Annotated in this window: 28 protein-coding genes; 13 read left to right on the top strand and 15 right to left on the bottom strand. The window is 62.0% G+C overall.

Annotation, left to right across the window (positions count from 1 at the left end):
• Window positions 1–52: 52 nt before the first annotated feature.
• From GPL81_RS03895 to gspM, 11 genes are read left to right on the top strand one after another with little or no spacing between them, the layout of a single operon-like run.
• Window positions 53–457, top strand: coding sequence for a type II secretion system protein N (locus tag GPL81_RS03895; protein ID WP_343038517.1), 405 nt, complete (start codon window positions 53–55; stop codon window positions 455–457).
• Between the two features lie 8 nt (window positions 458–465).
• Complete coding sequence (gene gspD / locus GPL81_RS03890) at window positions 466–2,394, top strand: type II secretion system secretin GspD (protein ID WP_160105277.1); 1,929 nt, start codon at window positions 466–468, stop codon at window positions 2,392–2,394.
• Complete coding sequence (gspE, locus tag GPL81_RS03885; RefSeq protein WP_160105276.1) at window positions 2,391–3,866, top strand: type II secretion system ATPase GspE; 1,476 nt, start codon at window positions 2,391–2,393, stop codon at window positions 3,864–3,866. Before gspD ends, gspE begins: the two co-directional genes overlap by 4 nt.
• Before the next feature lie 2 nt (window positions 3,867–3,868).
• Window positions 3,869–5,077, top strand: a complete 1,209-nt coding sequence (gene gspF / locus GPL81_RS03880; protein WP_160105275.1) for a type II secretion system inner membrane protein GspF — start codon at window positions 3,869–3,871, stop codon at window positions 5,075–5,077.
• A 3-nt stretch (window positions 5,078–5,080) separates the two neighbouring features.
• Window positions 5,081–5,530 (top strand): type II secretion system major pseudopilin GspG, encoded by a 450-nt coding sequence (gene gspG / locus GPL81_RS03875; protein ID WP_160105274.1) that lies wholly within the window; start codon window positions 5,081–5,083, stop codon window positions 5,528–5,530.
• Between the two features lie 3 nt (window positions 5,531–5,533).
• Window positions 5,534–6,001, top strand: coding sequence for a type II secretion system minor pseudopilin GspH (gene gspH / locus GPL81_RS03870; RefSeq protein WP_160105273.1), 468 nt, complete (start codon window positions 5,534–5,536; stop codon window positions 5,999–6,001).
• The gene (gspI, locus tag GPL81_RS03865; RefSeq protein WP_160105272.1) at window positions 5,994–6,377 is read left to right on the top strand and encodes a type II secretion system minor pseudopilin GspI; all 384 of its coding nucleotides are present in this window, start codon (window positions 5,994–5,996) and stop codon (window positions 6,375–6,377) included. Before gspH ends, gspI begins: the two co-directional genes overlap by 8 nt.
• Window positions 6,370–6,900: a type II secretion system protein GspJ gene (locus tag GPL81_RS03860; RefSeq protein WP_160105271.1), complete on the top strand. Its 531-nt coding sequence runs from the start codon at window positions 6,370–6,372 to the stop codon at window positions 6,898–6,900. Before gspI ends, GPL81_RS03860 begins: the two co-directional genes overlap by 8 nt.
• A complete protein-coding gene (locus tag GPL81_RS03855; RefSeq protein WP_160105270.1) occupies window positions 6,897–7,727 on the top strand; it encodes a type II secretion system minor pseudopilin in 831 nt (276 codons plus the stop codon). Before GPL81_RS03860 ends, GPL81_RS03855 begins: the two co-directional genes overlap by 4 nt.
• Window positions 7,724–8,824, top strand: a complete 1,101-nt coding sequence (gspL, locus tag GPL81_RS03850; RefSeq protein ID WP_160105269.1) for a type II secretion system protein GspL — start codon at window positions 7,724–7,726, stop codon at window positions 8,822–8,824. The genes GPL81_RS03855 and gspL overlap by 4 nt, the downstream gene beginning before the upstream one ends.
• Window positions 8,821–9,276 (top strand): type II secretion system protein GspM, encoded by a 456-nt coding sequence (gene gspM, locus GPL81_RS03845; RefSeq protein ID WP_425502515.1) that lies wholly within the window; start codon window positions 8,821–8,823, stop codon window positions 9,274–9,276. Before gspL ends, gspM begins: the two co-directional genes overlap by 4 nt.
• Before the next feature lie 115 nt (window positions 9,277–9,391).
• Here gspM and GPL81_RS03840 read toward each other — a convergent pair whose 3' ends face one another.
• Complete coding sequence (locus tag GPL81_RS03840) at window positions 9,392–10,597, bottom strand: MFS transporter (RefSeq protein ID WP_425502524.1); 1,206 nt, start codon at window positions 10,595–10,597, stop codon at window positions 9,392–9,394.
• Between the two features lie 176 nt (window positions 10,598–10,773).
• On the opposite strand from GPL81_RS03840, the gene GPL81_RS03835 reads away from it, so the two are divergent.
• Entirely contained in the window at window positions 10,774–11,676 is a 903-nt protein-coding gene (locus GPL81_RS03835; protein WP_160105267.1) for a LysR family transcriptional regulator, read from the top strand.
• Window positions 11,677–12,195: 519 nt separating this feature from the next.
• Complete coding sequence (locus GPL81_RS03830; protein ID WP_160105266.1) at window positions 12,196–12,459, top strand: DUF6124 family protein; 264 nt, start codon at window positions 12,196–12,198, stop codon at window positions 12,457–12,459.
• Between the two features lie 157 nt (window positions 12,460–12,616).
• Here the strand turns inward: GPL81_RS03830 and GPL81_RS03825 are convergent, their stop codons facing one another.
• The 14 genes from GPL81_RS03825 to GPL81_RS03760 form a co-directional block, all read right to left on the bottom strand.
• Window positions 12,617–13,843, bottom strand: a complete 1,227-nt coding sequence (locus GPL81_RS03825; RefSeq protein ID WP_160105265.1) for a beta-ketoacyl-ACP synthase — start codon at window positions 13,841–13,843, stop codon at window positions 12,617–12,619.
• Window positions 13,843–14,571 carry a 3-oxoacyl-ACP reductase FabG gene (gene fabG, locus GPL81_RS03820; RefSeq protein ID WP_160105264.1) on the bottom strand — a complete coding sequence of 243 codons (729 nt, stop codon included), beginning with the start codon at window positions 14,569–14,571 and terminating at the stop codon, window positions 13,843–13,845. Before fabG ends, GPL81_RS03825 begins: the two co-directional genes overlap by 1 nt.
• A complete protein-coding gene (locus GPL81_RS03815) occupies window positions 14,568–15,029 on the bottom strand; it encodes a hotdog family protein (RefSeq protein ID WP_160105263.1) in 462 nt (153 codons plus the stop codon). Before GPL81_RS03815 ends, fabG begins: the two co-directional genes overlap by 4 nt.
• Window positions 15,026–16,222 carry a beta-ketoacyl-[acyl-carrier-protein] synthase family protein gene (locus GPL81_RS03810; RefSeq protein ID WP_160105262.1) on the bottom strand — a complete coding sequence of 399 codons (1,197 nt, stop codon included), beginning with the start codon at window positions 16,220–16,222 and terminating at the stop codon, window positions 15,026–15,028. The genes GPL81_RS03815 and GPL81_RS03810 overlap by 4 nt, the downstream gene beginning before the upstream one ends.
• Complete coding sequence (locus tag GPL81_RS03805; RefSeq protein WP_246218879.1) at window positions 16,219–16,671, bottom strand: hypothetical protein; 453 nt, start codon at window positions 16,669–16,671, stop codon at window positions 16,219–16,221. The genes GPL81_RS03810 and GPL81_RS03805 overlap by 4 nt, the downstream gene beginning before the upstream one ends.
• Window positions 16,672–16,844: 173 nt before the next feature.
• Window positions 16,845–17,570, bottom strand: coding sequence for a class I SAM-dependent methyltransferase (locus GPL81_RS03800; RefSeq protein ID WP_160105261.1), 726 nt, complete (start codon window positions 17,568–17,570; stop codon window positions 16,845–16,847).
• Complete coding sequence (locus GPL81_RS03795) at window positions 17,567–18,814, bottom strand: NAD(P)/FAD-dependent oxidoreductase (protein ID WP_160105260.1); 1,248 nt, start codon at window positions 18,812–18,814, stop codon at window positions 17,567–17,569. Before GPL81_RS03795 ends, GPL81_RS03800 begins: the two co-directional genes overlap by 4 nt.
• Window positions 18,801–19,961 (bottom strand): cation:proton antiporter, encoded by a 1,161-nt coding sequence (locus GPL81_RS03790; protein WP_160105259.1) that lies wholly within the window; start codon window positions 19,959–19,961, stop codon window positions 18,801–18,803. The genes GPL81_RS03795 and GPL81_RS03790 overlap by 14 nt, the downstream gene beginning before the upstream one ends.
• Entirely contained in the window at window positions 19,958–22,297 is a 2,340-nt protein-coding gene (locus GPL81_RS03785; protein ID WP_160105258.1) for an MMPL family transporter, read from the bottom strand. Before GPL81_RS03785 ends, GPL81_RS03790 begins: the two co-directional genes overlap by 4 nt.
• Window positions 22,281–22,985, bottom strand: coding sequence for an outer membrane lipoprotein carrier protein LolA (locus GPL81_RS03780; protein WP_160105257.1), 705 nt, complete (start codon window positions 22,983–22,985; stop codon window positions 22,281–22,283). The genes GPL81_RS03785 and GPL81_RS03780 overlap by 17 nt, the downstream gene beginning before the upstream one ends.
• Complete coding sequence (locus tag GPL81_RS03775) at window positions 22,982–23,407, bottom strand: acyl-CoA thioesterase (protein ID WP_160105256.1); 426 nt, start codon at window positions 23,405–23,407, stop codon at window positions 22,982–22,984. The genes GPL81_RS03780 and GPL81_RS03775 overlap by 4 nt, the downstream gene beginning before the upstream one ends.
• Window positions 23,400–24,944 carry an HAL/PAL/TAL family ammonia-lyase gene (locus GPL81_RS03770; protein ID WP_160105255.1) on the bottom strand — a complete coding sequence of 515 codons (1,545 nt, stop codon included), beginning with the start codon at window positions 24,942–24,944 and terminating at the stop codon, window positions 23,400–23,402. The genes GPL81_RS03775 and GPL81_RS03770 overlap by 8 nt, the downstream gene beginning before the upstream one ends.
• The gene (locus GPL81_RS03765) at window positions 24,925–25,866 is read right to left on the bottom strand and encodes a lysophospholipid acyltransferase family protein (RefSeq protein ID WP_160105254.1); all 942 of its coding nucleotides are present in this window, start codon (window positions 25,864–25,866) and stop codon (window positions 24,925–24,927) included. The genes GPL81_RS03770 and GPL81_RS03765 overlap by 20 nt, the downstream gene beginning before the upstream one ends.
• On the bottom strand, window positions 25,863–26,597 hold the full coding sequence (locus GPL81_RS03760; RefSeq protein WP_160105253.1) for a glycosyltransferase family 2 protein: 735 nt from the start codon (window positions 26,595–26,597) through the stop codon (window positions 25,863–25,865). The genes GPL81_RS03765 and GPL81_RS03760 overlap by 4 nt, the downstream gene beginning before the upstream one ends.
• Between the last annotated feature and the right edge of the window lie 28 nt (window positions 26,598–26,625).

The following is a 26,625-nucleotide window of genomic DNA, read 5'->3' as shown; positions in this document are numbered from 1 at the left end:
GGCTTTTTTGACGTGGCAGGAGTCGAGCTTTCGCGCAAGCCTTGCCTCACCCATGTCGTTCCCGGCACCGGTTGCGACGCCAACCCCTCGTGCGCCCCTGGATACATCAGCGATTCTCACGGTGTTCGGCCTGTCGGCAGAAACCCCGTTGCTGCCCAGTGCGGAACCGCTCACCTTGCAGGCCAGTTTTGTCCGCGATTCGGGTCTGTCCCGAGCGTTGCTGGCGGATGGGCAAGGTTCGCGGATCTACCAGGTCGGCGATCAACTGCCGGGCGGCAGCGTGCTGCGCCGCGTCGAGGCGAATCAGGCGGTGTTGTGGAACAAGGGTCGAGAGGAAGTGTTGACGCTACAGACGTCCACCGCGGGTTTCCTGCGCCGATTCGACCCACAAGCCGAGACCCAAACCCGCGTTATATCTGCGCGTTATCTACGCCCACATTCCGGGCCGTCAGAGTGAGCAACCCCATGAACAGCTTCATTGGCGCGCGGGCTTTGCGCTCCATGCTTCTTCTTGCCCTGTTGTCAGTAACAATCTTGCCCGGTGCACTGTGGGCCGAGGAAGAAAAATGGCAGCTGGCGATGAATAACGCCGAGCTGCGGGACATCGTCGAAGAAATCTCGTCCATTCTCGGGACCACCGTGGTGCTCGACCCTCGGGTTTCCGGGCGCATTACCGTCATGTCCCGTCAGGCCCTTGACCGCGAGGGTGTGCGCCGATTGTTTTACTCGGTGCTCGATGCCCACAACTTCACGGTGATCGACGAGGGCGATCGGATCCTGATCACACCCGTGGCTGAGGCGAAAACCCGTGCCGGTCAAGGCACGGCGAAAAACGCCACGGCATCGCAGTTTGTCACTCGGGTCATCGAGCTGAACACCAGCAGCGCCGCAGACATTGCCGGGTTGGTGCGGCCGCTGATATCGGCCAATGGGTATGTCGGCCCGTCGGTGTCGGCCAATGCACTGGTGGTCACCGATACCGCCGCCAATACACAACGCATTGCCCGGGTGGTTCGGCAACTGGACTCCGGGCAGGGCAACATGCACGCGGTGGTCCAACTGCATCACGCCCAGGCCAGCGACGTGGTCTCGTTGATGGAAGCTTCCCTGGGCAAGCGCAACGCCGATACTGCGATACAGGTGCTGGCCGACAGCCGCACCAATCGTCTGATCCTCATTGGCCCGTCAGCGGTCCGCCAACGCCTGACCGAACTTGCCCGCGGTCTCGACATTCGCGCCACGGCGACGCCCGACAATGCCCGGGTTCTTCGTCTGCGTCACAGCGATGCCAAACAATTGGCCGAGATTCTCGAATCTATGGGGCAGGGCAGAAAAGCGCCCACCGCGATTGGCGGCGCAAAGGATACCTCCACCGGCGCGACCTTCATGATCAAGGCCGACGAAAGCCAGAATGCGCTGGTGTTGATCGCGGAACCGGCGCAAGTCAAGACCATCGAGAGCATCGTGCGTCAGCTGGATCAACCTCGGGCGCAAGTGCTGATCCATGCGGCAATCGTCGAAATTTCCGGGGACATCGCTGAAGCCGTGGGCGTGCAGTGGGGTCTCAATACGGGCGATGCCAAGGGGTTCATCAATTTTCCCGGCACCGATGTTCCAATCGTTGGCGGCTTGAAATTCGACGAGAAAAAATCGGCACCTGAAGGCGCGACCCTGCAGTTAGGCAGGGACCGTTTTGGCGCGTTGATTTCAGCCCTGGCCAGTAATACCCGCAGCAACCTGCTCTCTACGCCGAGTCTTTTAACCCTGGACAACCAGGAAGCGGAAATCATTGTTGGCCAGAACGTACCGTTTAAAACCGGCTCCTACGCCACCAACAGCAGTGGTGCGGACAACCCGTTTACCACGGTCGAGCGCAAGGACGTGGGCATCAGCCTGAAGATCAAGCCGTACATCAATGACGGCTCGAGCCTGCGCCTGGAAGTCGAGCAGGAAGTGTCGGACATCGCGCCCTCGGTATCGGGCATCGATTCTTCTGACCTGATCACCAACAAGCGGGCGCTCAAAAGCACCATCCTGGCCGACGACGGCGAAATCATCGTGATCGGCGGCCTGATCCGCGACAGTGTGCGCACGCAGAAAAGCGGGGTGCCGTTGCTGCGCGACATTCCTTACCTTGGCGCCCTGTTTCGCTGGACCCGGGATACCCAGACCAAAAGCAATCTGATGGTGTTTTTGCGGCCCACCATCGTGCGCAGCAAGGAAGACCTGGTCGATGTCAGCCAGCAGCGTTACAACGCGCTGCGTGACCTGAGCAAGCCGGGGGCGCAGGGCAACAACTCGTTGCTATTGCCCGCCGATGCACGTCAGTTGTTCGAGCCGGTTTCCGATGCGCCGCTATTCGACCTGCGCCAATCGGCGCCGACATCGCCATGACTGCCAGGGTTTTCGAGCCATTGCCTTTCGGTTTCGCCCGCAGATTCGGCGTTTTGCTGGAGCGCGAAGGCGACGAGTGCACCTTGGCGATACGTGCCGATACGCCGCTCACGGCGGTGGCGGAGGCGCGTCGCTTATGTGGTCATGCATTGCAGCTGCGCGTACTGCAACCTGAGGAATTTTCGATCCGGTTGGCTGCGGCCTACCGCGAAGGACAGAGCGCTGCCGAGCAAGTGGCCCAAGGATTGGACGAAGAGCTTGATCTGCTGAGTCTGGTGGACCAGGTGCCGCAAACCGCCGATCTGCTGGAGCAGCAAGGCGATGCGCCGATCATCCGCCTGATCAACGCACTGCTCAGCGAAGCCGTGCGCGAGCAGGCGTCGGACGTGCATCTGGAAACCTTTGAGCAGTACCTCTCGGTACGCATGCGCATCGATGGGCAATTGCGCGAAATGCTGCGGCCAAGGCGTGAATTGGCAACGTTGCTGGTGTCGCGGATCAAGGTCATGGCGCGGCTGGATATCGCGGAAAAGCGCGTGCCACAGGATGGACGCATGGCCCTGCGACTGGCGGGGCATGAAGTCGATGTGCGGGTCTCGACGCTGCCTTCGGCGCACGGTGAGCGGGTGGTGTTGCGTTTGCTCGACAAGCAGGCCGGGCGACTGGAGTTGCAACGTCTGGGCATGCCCGACGATACCCTCGCGGCCCTGCGTCAGCTACTGGGCAGACCCCACGGCATTCTCTTGGTGACCGGGCCTACCGGCTCCGGCAAGACCACCAGCCTGTATGCCGCCCTGAGCAGTCTGAACGATCAGACCCGCAACATCCTCACGGTTGAAGACCCCATCGAATACCACCTGCTGGGGATCGGTCAGATGCCGGTCAATCCGAAAGTCGACATGACCTTCGCCAGAGGCTTGCGGGCGATCCTGCGACAAGACCCGGACGTGGTGATGGTCGGTGAGATCCGTGACCGCGAGACTGCGGAAATCGCCGTGCAGGCTTCGCTGACCGGGCACCTGGTGCTCTCGACCTTGCACACCAACAGCGCGGTCGGCGCGGTCACGCGTCTGGTGGACATGGGCGTCGATGCCTACCTGCTGGCGTCGTCATTGGTGGGCATTCTGGCCCAGCGTTTACTGCGCACCTTGTGTGGCCATTGCAAGGTGTCGTACAGCGCCGATGCGGCGGCGTGTCAAAGGCTGGGGCTCGATTGCGCGGCGCCTCCGCTGCTGTTCAGGGCGGCGGGCTGCGATCAGTGCCAGCACGGTTATCGCGGGCGAATCGGCATCTACGAACTGATCGGCGTGACGCCTGCCGTGTCGACGTTGATTCATCAAGGGGCCAGCGAGCAGGCGTTGATCGAAGAGACGCGCAAGCTGTCTCGCAGCCTGTTTCAGGATGGACGCCAGCGGGTGCTGGACGGCGTGACCAGCCTCGACGAGTTACTGCGCGTGGTCCAGGAGGAATAAGCATGCCGACTTTCGATTACCGTGCCGACGATGCCCAGGGCCGACGCTGCAAGGGCCGACTTGAAGCCGACGGTCCGCGCCATGCCCGGCAACTGATGCGCGAGCGAGGTTTATGGCCGCGCGAATTGCAGGAGGTCAGGGTAGGCGGCAACGCGGGGTCGCAACCACGGGGCGGGCGCCTCGGCGCGGCGGACCTGGCGCTGTTGACGCTGCAACTGTCCACCCTCGTTCAGGCTGGTTTGCCCCTTGAAGAAGCCCTCGGGGCGGTGGCGAAACAGAGTGTCAAACGCAAGGTTGCCGGTCTGTTATCGACGGTTCGCAGCCGGGTGATGGAAGGTCATGCCCTTTCCACAGCGCTGGGTCTTTTTCCCAAGGCGTTCCCGGAATTGTTTCGTGCCACCGTCGCCGCCGGTGAACGTTCCGGGCATTTGGGTGACGTGCTAGAGCAACTGGCGGCCTACACCCAAGCGCGGCAGGCCTCGCGGCAGAAAATCCAGATGGCCCTGGTGTACCCGTTGATCCTGATGCTGACCAGCGTGGCGATCGTCGGCTTTCTGCTCGGTTACGTGGTGCCGGACGTGGTGAAGATTTTCGTCGACAGCGGCCAGGCATTGCCTTGGCTGACCCATGCGTTGATCGGCGTGAGCGACGGTTTTCGCAATCATGGCCTGCTGATCATCGGTGGCATGGCGCTATTGATCAGCCTCTGGCGCTGGAGCCTGCGCCAACCGGTCTGGCGGCTGCGCTGGCATCGCCTGGTGTTGAACCTGCCGGTCATTGGTGAGGTGCTGCGGGCAATGGAAGCGGCGCGGTTTGCCAGCACCCTGGCGATTCTCGGCAAAAGTGCAGTGCCGTTGGTCGATGCACTGGAAATCGCCGCCGCCGTGATCGGCAACCTGACCATTCGTGCACGGATGGCCGATGTCGCCCGTTCTGTCCGCGAGGGCGGCACCTTGACCCGGGGCCTGGAACTGAGCGGCGACATCCCGCCGATGATGCTGCACATGATCGCCAGCGGCGAACGGGCCGGCGAACTCGACCGCATGCTGGCACGTGCCGCCGAGCAACAGGAAAGTAGCCTGGCAGCACGCATCGCCCTGGTGGTGAGCCTGTTCGAGCCGGCCATGCTCGTAGTGATGGGCGCCGTCGTGCTGCTGATCGTCCTGGCCATCCTGCTACCCATTCTCAGCCTCAACCAATTGGTGAATTGACCCATGAATGCCTTGAATCACAGAACGTCCCAGCGCGGTTTTACCCTGATCGAAATCATGGTGGTGGTGGTCATCATCGGCATCCTGGGGGCCATCGTGGTGCCGCAGTTCATGAGCCGCCCTGATCAGGCCAAGGTCACGGCGGCCAAGACGGATATCCAGGCCATTGCCACCGCCCTGGAAATGTATCGCCTCGACAACTTCCAATACCCCTCGACGCAGCAAGGGCTGGAGGCGTTGCACAAACGTCCTTCCGGGCTGCCGGCAGCGCGTAACTGGAACCCTCAGGGTTACCTGAAAAGCCTGCCCGTGGACCCGTGGGGCACGCCTTATCAGTACCTTAATCCCGGCGTGAAATCGGTCGATGGCACCTACGATTTGTATTCTCTCGGTTCTGATGGCGTGGTCGGTGGCGAAGGGCATGCCACCGACATCGGCAACTGGGGTGGCTGATCCGTGGGACGCCGCTGTCGGGGATTTACCTTGCTGGAGCTGATGATCGTGATCGTGCTGATCGGCGTGCTGGTGGGCATGGTGAGTTTTGCCGGCGGCATGAACCCGGCGCGTCAGGTCAGGCAAGAGGCAGACACCCTCGCGGGCATGATTCGACAGTTGCGTGAACGCGCGGTGCTGGAAGGTCAGGAGTACGGCGTGCGCCTGAGCGACGAGGGTTACCGCGCGCTACGGCTGGCGATTCGGGGCTGGGAACCGGTGTCGGCGTTTTATCGATGGCCCGATAACTTGCGTTTACGTCTGGAGCACGACGGCTATTCCGCGAGCCTGGGTACCAACGAAGGGCCACCTCAATTGTTGATGCTCAGCAGCGATGAAACCAGCGTATTCACCCTGACATTCGAGACTAAGGACCGGCGTTGGTTGAGTCTTTCCGGCGATGGTATCGGCGAGGTGCGGATCGATGGCTAGGCCGTCGTTCGTGCCGCGCATGGATGGGTTCACACTGCTGGAAATCATGGTGGCGCTGGCGATTTTTGCGACCCTGGCGACCGCCGTGCTGTCAGCAGGCCAATACGTGGTGAAGCAGGCTGGCGCCGCTGAGCAGAGGCTTATCGCTGCGTGGGTGGCAGACAACCAATTGAACGAGCTGCGCCTGCAACCTGGCCGGGTTATCGGGCAATCGCAGCGGGTTGTGCAAATGGATCGTCGCGACTGGGTGGTGCGTCATCACATCCGGGCAGCGAGCGACGAGCGTCTGTACAAAGTCGATGTCGAGGTCAGCCTCGCCGGGCGCGAGCAGACCGTGCACCGCGCCAGTGGCTGGATAGCCCAACCCCATGAGTAAACAGGTCGGCTTCACACTGATCGAGCTGGTGATCGCCATTGCGATCTTCGCTTTGCTGGGGCTGGCGAGTTGGACGCTGTTCGACGGCGTGGTGCGCATGCAGCAGGGAACCATGGCCCACGAGCGTGAACTACGAGGCCTGCAACGCGCCGTGGCCGTGATCGAGCGCGACGTGCTGCATATCACCGAACAACCGATCGTGCTTGAGCACGCTGCGCTGCATTTGCAGCGCAGCCATTGGCGCAACCCGCTGGACCAGCCACGCAGCGAACGACAGGCGCTGACCTATCGGCTCGACAGCGGCACGTTGTGGCGCGAAAGCCGGGGCGAAGGCACGCTGATCCTGCAACGGCAAAAACTGCTGGGGGATGTGCGGCAGCTGAGCTGGCGCCTGTACGACGGCCAGACCGGTTGGCATAACGATGGGAGCGTAAAGGCGCCGCAAGCGCTGGAACTGCAAGTATCGGCGGGGCGTTTCGAGGCGATCCGCCGCGTGCTGTTGTTGCCCGGTGTATTGCCATGAGGACGTCTCAGCGCGGCGTGGCATTGATCAGCGTGTTGCTGGTCATGAGCCTGGCGCTGTTGATCATCGGCGGAGTGCTGCGCAGTCATCGTTTATTGCTGCAAGGCAGCGGGCAACAGTTGCAGCAGATACACCTGCGGCAACTGGCTGCCAGTGGGGAAGCCTGGGCGTTATTGCAGTTGCAGGCGCAGCAAAAAAACAGCGATTTGATCCCTGATCGAACACTCGGATTCGACATTGAAGACGCGCAAATCCACGTCGACATCGAAGACCTGGCCGGACGCTTCAATCTCAATGCCTTGCTGGTTCAGGGGCAGATCGATCAGGTCACGCTCAATCGCTGGATGCGTTTGCTGAAACTGCTCGAGCTTGCGCCATTGTCACTTGAACAGGTAGGCGTTTTGCGGGAGCTGAGTCAGTTGCGCCTGCTGCCGGGTGTCGACGGTCCGCTGCTGCGTCGACTGGAACCCTGGGTCGCCCTATTGCCCACGGACGCCGCGTTGAACATCAACACGGCTCCGGCGCTGGTACTGCGCGCGCTCGATGGCGTCGAGCCTGCGATGGCTGACGCACTGCTGCGCCAGCGTTCTTCGACGCCCTGGGCAAGCGTTCAGGCGTTTACCCACGACCCATTGCTTTCCGGTTCGGGGTTGAGCAGCCATGGACTGGGCATCGAAAGTCGCTGGTATCGGGTCAGCGTTCAGGTGACGCAGGGGCAAAGTCGATTGCGCCTGGCAACCGATGTCGAACGCGACCCCAAGACCCGCCAACTGAAAATCCTGCAGCGACGGTTACTGCCGTCGAATGTCCACGAGATAGCCCAATGAAAACCTGGCTCTACCTGACACCCGAAGGCCTGGCCGCGCCGGCGGCCGACTGGCCCTGCTGCCTGTGGTCACCGACCGGTCAACGACAGCTCATGCCTTTGAATCAGGCGGTTCAAGTACTGAACGGCAATCCCGTCGACCTGCTGTTGCCCATGGAATTGTGCAGTTGGTTGCGCAGCGAGCCGTGGCCCTCCGCACGGCGGCCCTCCGCACAAGCCATTGCCTTCGCCGTTGAAGAACAACTGAGTGAGGTGCTGGAAAGGGTGCATTTGAGCGTCGGGAGACGCGACCCGCAAGGGCGCTATCCGGTGATGGTGATTGGTCGGGAGCGCTTTGCCACTGTGCTCTCGTTGCTGACCGAAGTGGGTGTTGAAGTGCGTTCGGCCTATGTCGATGCCGATCTGTTGCCACGGGATCAGGCGTTCGGTGTCTGGTGGTTCGGCCGTTGGCTGTTAGGCGGCGGTCTGGCGGCTCGTCTGACATTGTCGGACGAAGGATTGGCGCTGATCAGGCCGATATTGACCTTGGACAGGCAATGGCGGGACGAGCGTGAGGGGAATGTCGATCGGTGGCTGATGGAGGGTCATGGGCAGGCAATCAACCTGCTGCACGGTGATTTTGTCCAGGGGCGAAAGCCGCTGCCGTGGCGAATGGGTGGGTCGGCGATACTGATGTTGTTGCTGCTGAACTGGGGGGCCAGTGAAGCGCGAATCCGCTTTCTGCAAGATGAAAGTCGTCAGCTCTACAGCCGCAATGAGCAGCAGTTCAAGGCGCTCTACCCGGAGCAAACCCGCATCGTCGACCTCGCCGCGCAACTCCAGGCGCTGCAAAGCCAGGGGGAGCAGCCGCAGGGCGGTCACATCGCCGGCCTGGTCAAACGGGTCGAGCAAGTCATCGGTGCAAGCCATGTCGACGTCCGGCGCATGGAGTTTCGTGAAGGCGATGGCTGGAAAGTCCAGCTTAGCGCCAACAGCTTTGCCGAGCTGGAACTGCTGCGCGAGCGCGGGCGTCAGCAAGGTTTGCCAGTGCGGGTGGACAGCGCGAGCAAAGAGGGTGACCGGGTACAGGCGACCCTGAGCATGGAGCAGGGCGCATGAAGCCATTCAAGGCAGTGATCGTCCAGCGTTGGCAACGCCTGTCCATGCGCGAACAATGGGTGTTGATGGTACTGGGTGTTTTTTTCCTGAGCGTTGCGGCATTCAGCCTGATCTGGCAACCGGTGCAGCAACGGCTGGCCATTGCCGAACGCCAGTATCAACGGCAACTGGCGCTGGCGGCGCAACTGCAACAGACGCTACCCCACAGCAGCAAACCTGTATCGACTGACCAACCCTTATCGCTGCGCATCAGCGAAAGTGCCGCCAGAGCTGGGCTGGAATTGCATCAGATGGATACCGACAGCGAACTGCTGCGCCTGACCCTCAGCGGCGACGCCAAGGCATTGCTGTTGTGGCTGGATCACATCGAGCACGAGGGTGTCGCGCTGCAATCGCTGACCCTGGAAAAGCGTGACGCCATACTGGAGGCGCGGGTGGTGCTCCGACAGTGAAACCAAACACATTCCCCTTGTGGGAGCGAGCCTGCTCGCGAAAGCGCTTGGTCAGCCAACATCAATGCTGAATGTCAGTACGCCTTCGCGAGCAGGCTCGCTCCCACAAGGGTCTTTACCGCAATGGGGGGAGCTTCGCCAATTTCAACGCGATCAACAGCGCCACCACCAGCAGCGCGCCAATGAACAGGCCGATGCCGTTCCAGCCGCCCAGATGCCAGAAATAGCCGCCTGCGGTACCGGCGATGCTGCCACCGGCGTAATAGCAAAACAGGTACAACGACGACGCCTGACCCTTGGCCCTGATGGCGCGGCGGCCGATCCAGCTGCTGGCCACCGAATGGGCGCCGAAGAAGCCGAAGGTGAAGACCAGCATGCCGAAGATCACCAGCGGCAGCGGCGTGAACATCGTCAGGACGAGGCCGGCGATCATCAGCGCGATGGTGCTCCAGAGCACTTTGCGACGACCGAGTTTGTCCGCCAGCGCGCCGATTTTCGCCGAGCTGTAGATACCCGACAGGTACACCACCGACAGCAGCCCGACGAACGCCTGCTCCATGTGATAAGGCTCGGCCAGCAAGCGGTAGCCAATGTAGTTGAACAGCGTGACGAACGCGCCCATCAGCACAAAGGCTTCGAGGAACAGCAGCGGCAAGCCGGCGTCGCGAAAGTGCATGGTGAAGCCGTCGAGCAGGCTGCGCGGATGCAGCGAACGGGCGCGGAAGTTGCGCGATTCGGGAAGGATCTTCCAGAACACCGCCGCCGCGATCATGGCCAGGCCGCCAATCACCAGCATTGCCGTGTGCCAACTGACGAAGTCGATCAACACGCCGGTAATCAATCGCCCGCTCATCCCGCCAATGGCGTTACCGCCGATGTACAGGCCCATCGCCAGGCCGATGTGGTGAGGGTGAATCTCTTCGCTCAGATACGTCATGGCGACCGCCGCCAGGCCGCTCAACGACAATCCGATCAGCGCGCGCATCACCAGCACGCCGTGCCAGCTCGGCATCATTGCGCTGGCCATGGTGAACAGCGCTGCGGCGAACAGCGCCGCGACCATCACCGGTTTGCGTCCGATGCGATCGGAGATCGGGCCGGTGATCAGCAGACCAATGGCGAGCATGCCCGTGGCCACCGAGAGAATCAGGCTGCTTTGCGCTGCGTTGATGGAATATTCGTGGGACAGCAGCGGCATCATCGGCTGCACGCAGTAGAGCAGGGCGAACGTCGCGAAGCCGCCACAGAACAATGCCAGCACCGTGCGCATGAACGCTGGCGTGCCTTTTTCGATGTAGATCTCTTTGAGTTCAGCGACCACTTCGTCCTGTGCGGCAGGAGAAACTTCATGGGTGAGTGGAGCGACAGCAGTTTTCACGGTAGACCTCGGAGGAGCGCAGCCGGTCAGGCAATGAAAAAAGCATATAGCTGGCTAATGATTCAATCCAATATATTGTTCGACCTGTTTGATAGCTTTAACGACCTAATGGGGTTTCCATGGAATTGCGTCATTTGCGCTACTTCATTGCCGTCGCCGAGGAACTGCACTTCGGCCGCGCTGCACAGGTGCTGGGCATCTCCCAGCCGCCGTTGAGCCAGCAGATTCAGGCGCTGGAACAAGAGGTCGGCGCGCGTTTGTTCGAGCGTACCAATCGTCGGGTCGAGCTGAGCGAGGCCGGTCGGCTGTTTCTGGAAGAGGCACGGCTGGTGCTGGCGCAGGTCGACAAAGCGGCGGATGTCGCCCGGAGGGCGCAATTGGGTGAGTTGGGCGAACTGAAAATCGGCTTCACCTCTTCAGCACCGTTCAACTCGACGATACCCCAGGCGATCTTCTCGTTTCGCCAGCGCTTCCCGGCGGTGCACCTGAACCTGCGGGAAATGAGCAGTACGCAGGTGGCCGATGCACTGGTCGATGAGTCGATCGAGGTCGGGATCATGCGGCCGCTTGGACTACCCGATTCGCTCAGTGTGGTCGAGTTGATGCGCGAGCCTTTGGTGGCGGTGCTCAGCTCCAAGCATCCGCTGGTCAAGGACAGTGAAGAGGGATTGTTCCTGTCCGCCCTGGCCCTCGAACCCTTCGTATTTTTCCCACGCAGCTACGGCAGTGGTCTGTATGCGCAACTGCTCAGCCTGGCACGGGACGCTGGCTTCAGCCCGCACTTCGCCCAGGAGGCTGGGGAGGCGATGACGATCATCGGGCTGGTGGCGGCGGGGTTGGGTGTATCGGTACTGCCGGCGTCTTATCAGCGGATGCGCATAGATGGCGTGGTTTACCGGCCATTGCTGGATCCGGCGGCGGTGTCGGCGGTGTGGCTGGTGCAGCGCAAGGATCAGAAGTCGGCGATGGCCAGGGCGTTTGTCGAATTGCTCACGCGCAAGGTTGAACCCCTGAAATCTTGACGGCTGCGCCGTCATTCGCGAGCAGGCTCGCTCCCACAGGATTCCGCGGTGTGAACTCGATCTGTGCTGCGCGGCCAATCCTTTGTAGGAGCGAGCCTGCTCGCGATGGACTAAAGAACGCCGCGTGTACTCAGCAAACACGCGCCATCGTTCACGACCATCGCGAGCAAGCTCGCTCCTACAGAAGATCAGAAGCTTCGCCACTGGTTGTGGGACTTTTCTGAAGTACCTCCAACAGGCTACAGCGCCTTGCGGCGCTGCCTACACCTACTCCAGAATCCGCCGGCTTGTGCACTTCGAGGGCCATCGCTAACTTGAGTCGGGTCACTGATGGTCAGTGATCGGGTTTAGTAGCCCGTAGCTCGACGAAGCGCATTTGCGCTCCTGATAGGCAGGTATGTCCATACCTGCCCTTGACGGTGGCTGTGCGCAGGGCGCCTTCGGGCGCGCCGGTTTCGTCGTAGCCCGGTCTACTAACCTGCGTACAGCTGCCACCCTTCTTTTTCAGGACGCTGACTCATGATCCATACGCCAAATCCCCCGGACACCGATCCGGACGCGCCACGCCAACCCAGTCCGATCTTCCTCATCGCGCCCGACATCGACAACCACACCCTGCTGGAATACGCCTGCGTATCACTGGCCTCGGCGAATGTCATGGCGAGTGACTTCGCGAGAGACCTGAAGGGCGCGCAGGGCCACACGCTATTGGGAATTCAGCAGTCGATCATGTTGGGGGAACTGGCGGTGAATCGGGTGTTGGATAACCTCGATCCACCATGACCGATCAGGCGAGTGCAGTGGAACCCTGTGGGAGCGAGCCTGCTGGCGAAAAACGTCCAGACAACGCGTTCATTCAGGCAGCACGCGTTATCGTTGACGTCCTTCGCGAGCAGGCTCGCTCCCACAAGGGATAGCTGCAGCAGGGGGGCGTGTTTTTTTATGACCAGCGCTTGAAAATCAGCGACGTATTCACCCCACCAAACGCAAAGTTATTGTTCATCACAAATTGATTGCTCATCTGCCGGAACTCACCGCGCAGGTAGTCGAGCTTGCCGCAGTTCGGATCAACCTCGTCCAGGTTGAGGGTGTGCACGTACAGGTCGCGGTTGAGCATTTCGATGCTGAACCAGGACTCCAGCGCACCGCACGCGCCAAGGGTGTGGCCCAGGAAACTCTTCTGCGAGCTGATCGGCATGTGTTCGCCGAACAGGCTGCTGGTGGCCAGGGTTTCGGCGATGTCACCTTGCTCTGTCGCGGTGCCGTGACCGTTCACGTAGCCGATGTCCGACGGTTTGAGCCCTGCATCTTCCAGCGCCAGTTCCATGGCCCGGCGCATGGTGACTTGCTCCGGACGGGTGGTGTGCTGGCCGTCGGCGTTGCTGCCGAAGCCGACGATCTCGGCATGGATGTGCGCACCCCGGGCGAGGGCGTGTTCCAGTTCTTCGAGCACCAGCATGCCGCCGCCTTCACCGATCACCAGGCCGTCGCGAGCACTGTCGTAGGGACGGGGGGACAACTGCGGGGTGTCGTTTTTCAGGCTGGTGGCATAGAGCGCGTCGAAGACCATGGCTTCGGTCGGGCACAGCTCTTCGGCGCCACCGGCAAGCATCAGCGGCAGGCGTCCGAACTTGATGGCTTCGTAGGCATAACCGATGCCCTGGCTGCCACTGGTGCAGGCGCTGGACGTCGGGATCAGCCGGCCGGTAAGGCCGAAGAAAATGCTGATATTGGCCGCCGTGGTGTGCGGCATCATGCGCACGTAGGAGTTGGCGTTCAGGCCTTCGGCCACTGAGTTGAGCAGCATGTTGCCGAACGCCTTGATCTCGTCGGTGCTGCCGGTGGACGAGCCGCAAGCAACGCCCATGCGCCCGTCCTTGATCGATTCGTCGCCCAGCAATCCGGCGTCGGCCAGCGCCTGTTCCGCCGCGCCGACCGCCAGCCGTGATACCCGGCCCATGCTGCGCAGCTGTTTGCGGGTCCAGTGGCTCGGCACCTTGAAGTCATCGATAGGGCCGGCCAGGCGCGTGTTGAGTTCGGTGAAGCGATCCCACTCATCCATCCGGCGGATGCCGCTGCGGTTGGCCGCGAAGTTGCCGACAATGGTGTCCCAGTCGCTGCCCAGTGAGGTGATGCCGGCCATGCCGGTGACGACGACGCGTTTCATCAACACAGGCCTCCATTGACGGCCAAAACCTGCCGGGTGATGTACGAGGCTTCCGCCGACATCAGGAAATTCACCGCGCCGGCCACCTCTTCGGGGGTGCCCATGCGTTGTGCGGGGATCATTTTCATCAGTTCTTCCACCGGCACGTTTTCATCGAGCATCGCGGTGTCGATCAGGCCGGGCGCAACACAGTTGACGGTGATCTTGCGTTTGCCCAGTTCGATCGCCAACGCCTTCGCCGCGCCGATCAAACCGGCCTTGGAGGCACTGTAGTTGACCTGGCCGCGGTTGCCGATCAGCCCGGACACCGAGGTGATGCAAACAATTCGCCCGGCGGCGCGACGACGGATCATCGGCATCATCACCGGGTGCAGTACGTTGTAGAAACCGTCGAGGTTGGTGCGCATCACCACATCCCAATCATCCTCGCTCAGCGCCGGAAAAGCACCGTCACGGGTCAGTCCGGCGTTGAGCACCACACCGTAATAGGCACCGTGGGTTTCCACGTCGGCTTCAAGGATGGTCTTACAAGCGGCGCGGTCCGACACGTCGAATTGCAGGACGCGCGCCTTGCGCCCCAAGGCTTCGATTTCGCCCTGCACCGCGATGGCGTCCGTCAGGCCGCTGCGGCAATGCAGCACGATGTCATGTCCGGCCTGGGCCAGGCGCAGGGCGATGGCGCGGCCGATGCCACGGCTGGAACCGGTGACCAGTACGGATTCAGTCATGATTGGGTTCCTTGGGGTTCATCAAGATATTGAGCCGGCTGAGGCGGGCGGTACACGTTCAGACGGGCAGTGGCATGAATGTCCGGTGCGTTGATGTGGCATTCGAACACGCCCATGCCATTGTCGTCTTCCAGCGAGCGAATGCCGTGGATGGTCAGTTCGGTCCCCGCTGGAAAACTCTCGACGTTGCATTCGAACTTTCGGCTGCCCAGCAGGAAGCCGAGCTCCACCGCATCCCCACGCTGGCGTGCATGGCAACCGGCGAAGAGCGCGACGCTCTGGGCCATCAGCTCAATGCCGACCCAGGCCGGCAAACTGCCGTCGGGGCGGTTGAACAGCCCGTCGGGCTTGACCGTGAGGCGGGTGTGAATCTGCTCCTCATCGAACGCCAGGATCCGGTCGATGAGGATCATGTCGCCAGCGTGGGGCAGCAATTCGGCGAGCGGCCAGTCAATCATGGGGCGTCTCCGATAATCAGGCTGACGTTGTTGCCACCGAAGGCGAAGGAATTGCTCATCAGGTAGCGAGGACCTGTGGACGCCAGGCGATCGGTCGGGGTCACCCAATTCAGGGCAGGTAACTCAGGATCCGGTTGGCCATCCCAGACATGCGGCGCCAGGGCATGTTCAGGGTTGCCTGCGCTCAGGCTCAACCAGCAGAACGCCGCCTCCAGCGCGCCGGCTGCGCCAAGGGTGTGGCCGGTCATGGGTTTGGTCGAGGAACAGGGCACGCCGGCGGGGAACAGGGCGGCCACCGCCCGGCTTTCCATGGCGTCGTTGTGCTGGGTGGCGGTGCCGTGCAGGTTCAGGTAACTGATCTGTTGCGGTTGCAGGCCGGCGCGGTTCAACGCCTTGTGCATCGCTTGCAAAGCGCCTCGCCCGGTAGGTTCCGGCGCGGAAATGTGATGCGCATCGGAGCTGGCGCCGCTGCCGAGCAGGGCAATCGGTGAGTTGCCGCCCGCCTGCTTGCTCATCAGGAACAGCGCGGCCGCTTCGCCGATATTGATGCCGTTGCGGTTGACCGAGAACGGGTTGCAGCGCTGATCGGACACCGCTTCCAGCGCCGAGAAACCATTGAGGGTCAGTTTGCACAAGCTGTCGACGCCACCGCACAACACCACGTCGCAGACCCCGAGGTCGAGCAGGCGCTGGGCGCTCATCAGCGCCCGGGCGCTGGAGGTACAAGCGGTGGAAATTACATAAGCGGGGCCGCTCAGTTGCAGCCAGTCAGCGAGAAAACTGGCCGGCGCGCCGAGTTCCTGTTGCTGGTAGTCGTATTCCGCCGGGAAATGGTGCTCGCGGATGTAATGGGCCAGGCCCTGGCTGGCTTCGTCGATGCCCGATGTGCTGGTGCCAAGAACGACGCCGATACGGTCGCGACCATACGTCTGGATCGCGTGATCGATGTCCTGGCGAATTTGCAGGGCGGCTTCCATCAGCAGCTGATTGTTGCGGGTGTTTTGCCGGGACAGTCCGGCGGGAATCGCCGCCAGTTCGCCCCGCACCGCGCCCACCGGCAAGGAGCGTTGCGGCACCCAGCCGGCTTCGCTGCGCATGCCGGAACAATCGCCGGCAAACAGGTTGCGCGCGATTTCGTGCTTGTCACGGCCCAGGGAGCAGATGACCCCCAGGGCGTTCAGGTAGGCGGTCATGGTGCCTCCCCGCTCAGTGGCGTGACTTGGTATTTCGGACCTTTGGGCAGGTTCAATTCAAAGCTCATCGGTTGTGAATAGCGGACGTCCCAACGCTCCGGCAAGGAGCGTTGGGCGCCATGTTGCCAGGCTGCCGGATAGTTGCCGTTCAACTCCTTTTGCGGGGTCAGCGCAAACAGCAGCGCGGCGAACAGCTCCCGGGCCTCGGGGTTGGGTGGCAGCAAGCCATCGGCGCGCCATTGGCCGCCAATCAGCTTCTGGCGTGCCTGGGGAATGCCCAGCAGGTCCATCATCGACCAGCGAATGGCCGGGCCTTCCCGCTGGATCACCAGCACCCAGTCCTGACGCTGTTCGGCTTGCAGCCGCTGAATGTGCAATTGCAGTGGCAGCGACAGATTCGGCGTTTGCTCGGGCAACGGCGCCTGGCTGGCGCAGGCATTGAGCAACATGGCAAAACCTAACAACAAAAATCGCAGAATACTCACTACCCCTGTAGGAGCGAGCTTGCTCGCGATGGGCGTTAACGATAACGCGTGCTGTCTGAATAAACGCGTTGACCATGCGTTTTTCGCGAGCAAGCTCGCTCCTACAGGAGAGTGCATCGAGCAACGGGCAGTGAACATCAAACAGCACCTTCAAGGGGTTTGCGCGCAACCACATTGACCAGGGTTTCTTCCCGCTGGCCAAAGGGCTTCGGCTTGCTCAGGCCCAAACATTCCAACAGGCCAAAATCCTTGGCGCGGCTCCACCACAGGTACGGATAAGACACGTTTCGCGGGCCAAATTCGAAACCCTGCCGGCGAATCATCTCCAGGTACTGCGCGGCGCTTTTCTGCACGTGCATCGGGTGACGGAACAGCCAGCGGATCACCCAAGTATCAATGTAAGCCTCGGTGGATTCGGCGAACAGCAGATAGCCGCCGGGCTTGAGCACGCGGTAAAACTCGGCCAGCGCCTGTTCCTGCTCCACCAGATGATGAAAGGTCTGGTGGCAGAACAGCAGGTCAACGCTGGCGTCCGGTACATTGATACTGGCGCAGTCGCTGCCGATCAACTCCACCGTCATACCCTGATTGACCGCTTCTTCACGGCTGCGGTTCAGGCTGTGCGGGTCGGCGTCCACGCCGATCAGGCGCCCGGGCATGAAGGCCTGGCGCAGGTACTGGAATGACTTGCCCTGGCCGCAACCGGCATCCAGCAGCACCGGATGGCTTGGCGGGGCTTCGCTGAACAGGCTGCGCAAGTCGTTGACCGCCACGCGCAGCACATAGTGCTGCCAGGCATGGCTTCGCAGGAACCAAAGGCCGAATCGGGTTTCTTCGACGTAGTTGTCGCTCAAATAGCTCATGTCGCATTCCTTGCGCACAGTTCGGATATGACCTTCAACCGACGCTTGGCCTCGCTGACGAACGGATTGCGCGCGTCCCAGGCATAACCGGCCAGGATCGAGCTGATCATGCGGCGGATTTCCGGCGAGCTGCCCTCATGGAAAATCACGTCCTGGAAAGTCCCCGAGTACCAGCCTTCGACGTAGCAACGGAAGGTATCGACGCCGCGCTTGAGCGGTTCGGCGAATTCTTTTTGCCAGTCCACCGTCTCTCCCTGTAACTGGCGGTGCAGCACCCCAGCGGCCATGCTCGCCGAGCGCATGGCAATGGTGACGCCGGAGGAGAACACCGGGTCGAGGAATTCCGCCGCGTTACCCAGCAGCGCAAATCCCGGTCCATGCAGGGTTTTGACGTTGGCCGAGTAACCACCGATGGTGCGCGCAGGCGTGTCCCATACGGCATTGTTCAGCACGCTGGCCAGACTTGGCGTTTGGGCAATGAAACCGCGCAGGCAGTCGTCCAGATTGTCGGTGCGGCCCTCGAAGTGTTCGGCGGCCGCGACCACGCCCACCGAGCAGCGTCCGTTGCTGAACGGGATGGTCCAGAACCAGATATCGCGCTGGGTCGGGTGGGTGGTGATGAGGATTTTGGTGCGATCGAAAGCCGGGCTGTCGATAAAGTCTTCGACGTGGGTGAACACCGCTTGGCGCACCGGGAAGTTCGACGGTGCTTCGAGGTCGAGCAGGCGTGGCAGGACGCGTCCGTAACCACTGGCGTCGAGCAGGAAATCAGCCTCGATGCGGTATACGCTGCCGTCCTCGCGACGTACGCCAAGCCCTGGCTTGCCTTGATCGACAGCGACGCTGGCGATGGTTTCGCCATAACGGATTTCCACCCCTTGCAGCGCCGCCTGATCGGCCAGCAACTGGTCGAAATCGGCGCGTTGCACCTGGAAGGTCGTCGGTTTGCCGTGGCTGAAGCTTTCGCTGAAATCGAAGGTGCTGTACTGCTCGCCCCAGGCAAACGCGGCGCCGGTTTTCAGCTGGAAACCGGCAGCGTTGACGGCGTCGAGCATGCCCGCTTCTTCGACGAAATCCAGGCAGTGGCATAACAGGCTTTCGCCGATGGAAAACCGTGGGAAATGCTGGCGCTCGATCACCAGTACATCATGTCCCTTGCGCTTGAGCAGCGCGGCGGCGATGGCGCCCGAAGGGCCTGCGCCGATAACCACGATCTGGCGATGTTCCGTTTCAACGGTTGGCATGAGGGCTCCTTGCCGGGGCGGCAGCGTTCAAGGGGATCCGGTGCATGCCGGCCAATGCCGGCAGCAGGGTCGCGACCAGGCCCATCAGCATGAGCGCAAAGTACAGCGCCGGGCTGATGAGCTGTTGTTGCAGCAGCAGGTTGAGAAACACGATCTCACTCAAGCCGCGAATGTTCAGCAGCACGCTTTCCCGCCACCGGCTGGCACCCTGGAACGAGGCGCCGGCCCAGCCGAGACCGAGCCAGTTGCCCAGCAGTTTGCTCGCAATCGGCAACAGCAGCAGCGCCGCCAGTTGCACCCAGCCAAGACTGTCCATCGCGCTGTGCACGTTGATTTGCACGATGCCGAAGGTGAGGATCAGCGGAATGGCCATGTAGGTCTGCAAGCGACTCATCCAGATCGCCGGCAACGGCAGTACCAGCGGCGCTTTCAACGCCGCCATGATCAATACATAGCCAATGCCGAAAATCAGCGCATTGAGCTTGTAGTGTTCGGCCACCACCAGCAGGGCGAAAAAGCTCAGGCTGTACAGCCACAGTTGACGCAGCCCCAGCAGTCTCAGCAGCACGGGCAGGCAGGCGCCGGCCAACGGCAGCAACAGGCTGCTCAGGTGCAGAGTGCCCTGGGCGATGGCAAACAGGGTCCAGCAGGTGAGGTCGATGAGGATCGCGGTCTGCACCAGCCGTCGGGTGGCGGCGGGCGGGTAATCGATATGCCGCAGGTACAGGTACAGCACCGGGATCGCGGTAATGGCGAACAACAGGCCGACCGCCAGGGAACTGATCCAGGGTTGCGCCGGCAACAGCCAGATCGCCGTGGCCAGGCCGCAGGCAAACGGAATGCAGAAGCTCGGCAAGGCGATTTTCAGGCTCTGGCGGTCCAGGTGCAGGTCGATCACATCGCTGAGGATATAGCCCAGCAACAGCGCGAAACTGAGGCTATACAGGTTTTTCAGCCAGACCGGCGACACCAGCGCCGCGCCGTTCAATTGCCATTGCGGCTCGATCCAGAAGTACATCAGCAACGGCAAGCCAACGGTCGCCAACAGCAACTGACTGACGATCGGAATCAAGCCGAAGTGGCGACCGATTCGGGTCGCCACGGCGAACAGCGTCAGGGCCATTACCCAAAACAGTGCAATCATCATGCTGTCGGCTCCGCGACCGTGGCCGCATGCACCTGGCGACCGGCCCAGGGGGCGAGCATGAAACTGAACATCAGGCCCAGGCTGACCGACAGGCCGAAGTTACTCACTGCCGGCGTGCTCGACACCGCCAGCAGGCCGAAGGACAGCCAGGTGGTCAACGCCGCCAGCAAGGTGCCCAGCAGGCTGACGGCGGCGCCGCCGACTTGCTCGCGCATGAGGATCGCGTAGTCGACACTGATCGCCGTCACCAGCAGCAATCCGAATAGACTGAACAAGGTGAGCGGTTGCCCCAGCCAACCGAGGCTGGCGAGGCTGCACAGCGCGGCCAGCAGCGGCAGGGAGACGATGCGCAGTGCGCCGCCAAAGCCGAACGGCAGGGTCAGCACCAGCACGATCAACACGCAGGAGGCGAGTTTCAGCTCCGCGGCACTGATCTGGGTCGCCGCGAACACGTTGTTCAACTCACCCAGTCGATCCACCAGCGTCACCCCCGGCAAATCCTTGGCCTGGACCCGCAGCAGGGAAGGGTTGTTCAAGCCTTGCAGGCTGACCATCGCGGCCACGCCATCAGCGGTCGGCCCGAGCCACAACAGGCGATAAGGCTCGGCCAGGGGGCCGGACAATGCGGCGTCGATGTCTTCGACGGGCAGCGCCTGCAATTTCGTCAACTCCGCTTGCAGCGCCTCCACCGGCACGCCGACATCGAGCAACGGCTGCCAGAATTGCGGCAGTTTGTTCAATGCATCGCGCACCTGACGCTGTTCGCTCGGCGGGTTGACCAGTTTATTGAGCGACAGGTAACCCTGGAGCTTTTCCAGGTTGACCAGTTGATCCAGACGTTCACTGAGCGCGGCCTGGCGCTCGAGCAATTGCTGTTGATCGGCCGCCTGCACCAGAAAGAACTGGCTGGTGGGCTGATAGCCGGTGATCCGTGCGATGGTTTGCGCTTCGTCGGTCAATTGCTGCGGCGCACCGACCCATTGGCGGATGTCATTTTTCGTTTCGAGCTGCAACAGGCCGCCGGCGCAGAAGGCAATCAACAGCGCCAGCAGCACCGGCGTGTGCAAGCGCTTGAGCAATGCTTCACGCAGTCCCAGCAAAAACTCGGACACCCGCAATGGCCACTGTGCCGGCCGCAGCTCCACACCCTTGAGCAGTGCCGGGAGCAGGCACACGGCGGACAAATAGGCACCCAGCAGGCCAGCGGCGGAGAACACCGCGATCTGGGTCAGTGCCGGGAACGGGGTCCAGGCCAGCGCAAGGTAACCGATGGCGCTGGTGATCAGGCTCAGGGTCAAGCCCGGCAAGGTCAGGCGCAGGGCCGGCCAGCTGTGCCAGGGTTTCAGGCTCCAGCCTTTGGACAGGTAATGCAGCGGGTAATCGACCGCGACGCCGATCAGGCTCGAACCCAGCACCAGGGTCATCACGTGCAGGTGACCAAACAGCGCGACGCAGGCCACCGCGCCGAACAACATGCCCACCAGCACCGGGACGAAGGCCAGCAACACGCGCCAATTGCGGAATGCCAGCAACAGCAGCAACAGGATCCCGAATGTGGCACCGCCGCCGACCCAGGTGATCTCACGGCTGGCTTGCTTCTGACCGTTGGCGGCATAAAGCAGACCACTGGCCGCCAGCAGTTGCGCACCGGATTCGGCGGCCTCCTCGCGGCTGTGCTGGAGCAGGTTGGCCACTTGCAGCGGCAGGTTCATGTCAAAGGCGTTGCCGGTGCTCCGCGCGCGCAGCAACACCCAGCTTTTGCCATTGGCATCGGCAATCAATGCACCGCTGCCGATGTCCAGTTGCACCGAGCCGTGTTGTGGCTGGCTGTTCTGGATGCGCCCGGTCAGGCCCAGCCAGTCGTCCTGGCTGGGCACCAGGGTGAAACCGGTGAAGGGGTCGAACAGCGCCTGCACCCGTTGCTGGATAAACGCGTCCGGGTGCTCGATCAGTTGCTGCCGGTCATCGGCCGAGAGCATCGCCAGTCGGCCTTGCAGCAGTTGCGTGCGCAGCGCCGGCAGGTCGGCTTGCAGGTTCCACTGGACCTTTTCGAACAGGCCGCTGGCTTGCCATTGATCACCCAGTCTTTGCGCCATGGCGATGGCTTGCTCTCGATGTTCATGGCCAACCAGCACCAGCATTTCGCGATTGAGCGGTTCTTGCATGCGCTGTTCGGCGCGCAGTTCCAAGGCGTCCGGCGCGGTACCGGGCACCAGTTCCATCAGGTTGGCCGATAACGGCGCTCCGTCGCGCCATTGCCAACCGGCGAGCGCCAGCACTGCCAGCAGCAGGATCAGGAACAGCCGCGGCAGCCTGCGTTCACTCGGCAAAGTCATGTTGCTCCGCGTCGCTCAACGGTTGGGTGCTGGTGCTGTCCTGCATGCGCAACAGCGTGCTGTCGCCCTGGGTTTCCAGCAGTTCGATGCTGTGCACCAGTTCGCCACCGGTGATGTTGATCTGATTGAACACCTGCTTGAGCAGCATCGAGCGTGGCACCAGCGTCAGCTTCCAGTGCTGTGCGTCGCCGCTCAGTGACAGCTCGAAATCCCGTTGCAGCCCACTGCTGTCGCCTTGCAGCACGGCGAGGAACAAGCGGTTCTGCTCGGCACCGGCGCTCTTGCCCGGCAGCATTTGCCAGCCGCCGGCATCACGTCGGGCAATGCCCTTGGCGGTGATGCGGTAATCCTGTTGCAGCGGGGTTTTGAGCAGCCACAGTAATCCGTGGTTTTTCGCCAGGACGAAGGTGCCCTTGCTGGTCAGCGGCTGAGGCAGGGCGCGTAGGTGCTTTTCCTGGATGAAATTGCCGTGAATCACCTCGGGTTTGGCCAGTTGATCGCTGAGCTGTTGCAGATCGAAGGCATGGGCCAGCCCCGGAATGCCCAGTAACACACAGAAAACTGTAGGAGCGAGCTTGCTCGCGATGGACGGGAACGATAACGCGTACTGCCTGAATGAGCGCGTTGCCCGGACGTTTTTCGCGAGCAGGCTCGCTCCTACAGGGGAACGGGGGTGGCAGAAAATCATGGCAGGGCCCTCTCCACAGCGTCGGTGAAGACCTTCGGCGAGGCCAGTTGCATCTCGCGGTTGCTCATATCGACGGCTACCTGCACGGAAACGGCACGGGTCAGACGTTCACCGGTTTCCAGATCGCTGATCAGGTAGTTGATCTTCAAGCGGTTCTCCCACTCCACCAGATTGGCGCGCACGTTCAGCCGCTGGCCAAACACCGCGCCGCGCACATAACGCAGTTGCAGGTCGATCACCGGCCACGCGTAGCCCGTTTCGGACATGGCCGTATAGTTATGGCCGATCTTGTCCAGCAACGCGCAGCGGGCGATTTCCAGGTATTTGACGTAATGGCCGTGCCAGACAACGTTCATGCTGTCGACGTCAAAGAACGGCACGAGGATTTCCGTATCGGTGTGGAGCACTCCCTTGCTACGCATGCAGCCTCCAGTGTTGTTCGGCGATTCGTTGCAGGCACAGGCGCAACTCGCTTTCCAGCGCGCGGTCTTCGATGACCGGCGGGAAGTCCCTGGACAATTCCTCGTGCATGGCGGCCAGAGCGGGTGGCAGTGGTCGTGCATCGTCCGCCTGTTCGCGCAGCCACACGCCCTGATTGGCAGCCAACAGCGTGGCGGCGGCGACCTGTTCGGTCAGTTCCAGCACGCGAATCGCATCACGGGCGGCGATGGTGCCCATGCTCACCTTGTCCTGATTGTGGCATTCGGTGGAGCGTGAAAACACGCTGGCCGGCATCGTATTTTTCAGCGCTTCGGCGGTCCAGGCACTGGCGCCGATCTGCACGGCCTTGAAGCCATGATTGAGCATCGCGCGCTCGGCGCTGGCACCGGACAAATTGCTCGGCAGTCCATGGTTATAGCGTTCATCCACCAGCAGCGCGAGCTGGCGATCCAGCAGATCGGCGACGTTGGCCACCAGGTTTTTCAGGCTGTCCATGGCAAAGGCGATATGGCCGCCATAGAAGTGCCCACCGTGCAGCACGCGTTCGGCCTCGGCGTCGATGATCGGGTTGTCGTTGGCGCTGTTGAGTTCGATCTCGATGAACGAACGCAACCAGTTCAGGCTGTCGGCCAGCACGCCGAGCACGTGAGGCGCACAACGCAGGGAATAGCGGTCCTGCAGGCGATGCAGCGGCGCGGTCGGTGCGTCGATCGCCAGATCCTTGCGCAACCACGCGGCGACTTGCATCTGCCCCGGGTGCGGTTTGGCGGCGAACAGACGTTCGTCGAAGTGCTCCGGGTTGCCTTGCAGGGCGACCACGTTCAACGCGGTGATACGGGTCGCCAGTTGCAGCAGGTAATCGGCGCGGGCGTAGGCCAGGCAAGCGAGCCCCGTCATCACCGCTGTGCCGTTCATCAGGGCCAGGGCTTCCTTGGGACGCAGCACCAGCGGCTGCCAGCCGAGTTCACGGTGCACATCGGCCGCCTGACGGCGTTCGCCACGGAACATCACTTCACGCTCGCCGGACAGGGTGGCAGCGACATAGGACAGTGGCGTCAGATCGCCGCTGGCGCCTACCGAGCCTTCTTCCGGGATCAGCGGCAGGATGTCGTGTTCGAGGAAGGCTTGCAGGCGCTCCAGCAGTTCCACGCGCACCCCGGACACGCCGTGGCACAGCGACTGTAACCGCGCCGCCAGCACCGCCCGGGTGGCTTGGGCGTCGAGCAGCTTGCCCAGCCCGCAGCCGTGGAACGTGTACAAATGACGGGGCAACGCCTCGACGTGATGCAACGGAACCGCCACCACGCAGGAATCGCCGTAACCGGTGGTCACGCCATAGATCACGCCTTCCTTGTCCAGCAGGGAATCGAGAAAGCGCGCGCCCTTGGCGATACGCTCGCGGTACGCGGGGTCGCCCTGCAACTGCGTCGGCGCCTGGCGGTTGGCCAGGGCCAGCACGTCTTCGATGCGCAAAGGGAGTTCGCCGAAGGTTACCGGCTCAAGCGTTGGCGTCGTCATCGGTTTTCCAGAAAGGGTAAAAGTTGAACCATTGTTGAGGTGCTTCGAGGCAATAGTGACCCAGGCGCTCGGCATAGCGGGAAGCCCACTGATGAATGACCTGCTCGCGGTCGCTGCGGTTCCAGGTGATTGCGTCAGCGAAGGGTTCAATGGTCAGTCGATAATCACCGTCGGGTTTCTTCAGGCACAGCAGCAGGTTGATCGGGCATTTCAAAAGGCCCGCCAGCAGCCAGGGGCCTTGCGGGAATTTTGCCAGGTGGCCGAGGAAATCCACGGTCACGCTGCGCCCGCCATGCAACGGTACACGGTCGCCGGCAATCGCCAGCCATTCGCCGCGCTCCAGGCGTTCGTGCAGTTGCAGCATAATCACCGGGTCCAGTTCGCTGACCTGAATCAGACGCAGATTGGTCGCGCCGGCTTCGCCCAACAACCGGTTGAACTGCGCGGCGTGCTTGGTGTGCACCAGCACGTTCATCGTGACCTTCTCACCCATCTCCGCCAGCGCGCGGCAGACTTCGAGATTGCCCAAATGCGCACCCACCAGCATCTGTCCGCGCCTGCCGCGCAGTTTGTTGCGCAGTAGCGCCGGGTCGATGATTTCGATCTGCTCGATGCTCAGCTTGCCGTTCCATACGTCGAGCTTGTCGAGCATGGAATCGGCGAAGGCCATGAACTGGCCGAACACTCGCCACTGGGTCGGGCGCAGTTCGCTGCGACCGCTCCAATCGGCGAGCCGACGCTGGTATTGCCAGGCGCTGTGGCGGGCGCTGCGACCGAACAGGAAAAAGTACAACACGATGCCGTACAGCAGCGGGCTCAACAGCCGGCGACCGAGCAGTTTGGCGGCGCACGCGGTGAATTTCATCAGCCAGAAGCTGCCGCGCTCCTCGCGATCGGCCCAGTGTTGCTTGTCGGCGTTCATGCTCGCCACCGTCGCCAGAGAATCAGGGGCGAGCGCAGCAACATGCCGAAGAACAACCGGGTGTGCATGCTTGAAATCAACACGTTGTCGTGGAACATCCGGAAATGCGAAACACCGTCCAAGGGGTAATGGACTTTGGTTTTCAGCCATTGCATCGGCTGATTGCGCCACGCCAGGCGCACCAGAATGTCCGAGTCGAAATCCATGCGCTTGCCGATCTTCGCGGTGTCGATCAGGGCCAGGACCGGTGGCAACGGATAGACGCGGAAACCGCACATGGAATCGCGGATCTGCAATGACAGGGTGTTGATCCAGACCATGACGTGAGTCAGGTAACGGGCATACAAGCGACCTTTCGGCACACTGGCGTCGTACTGCGGATAGCCGCAAATCACGGCCTCGGGATAGCTGCGCGAGTGTTCGATGAAACGTTGGACGTCTTGCAGGTCGTGCTGGCCGTCGGCATCCACCTGCAAGGCGTGGCTGAAGCCCAGGCGCGCCGCTTCACGCAGGCCGGTCATCACCGCACCGCCCTTGCCCTGATTGGCGGCGAGGCGGATCAGGTGGATGTTGTCTCGTCGGGCCAGTTGATCGAGGACTACGGCGCAGGGTTTATCGCTGGCATCGTCCACCAGGATGCAGGGCAGATTGCTGGCGAGCACTGCATCGACCACGGTGGTGATCGCGGTTTCGTGGTTGTAGACCGGGATGACAGCGCAGGGGTTATGCATCTTTGGGTACACCTGAGGGATCGAGGTG

The organism is Pseudomonas izuensis (assembly GCF_009861505.1).
Lineage (GTDB): Bacteria > Pseudomonadota > Gammaproteobacteria > Pseudomonadales > Pseudomonadaceae > Aquipseudomonas > Aquipseudomonas izuensis.
This window is presented reverse-complemented; position numbering and strand designations above follow the sequence as displayed.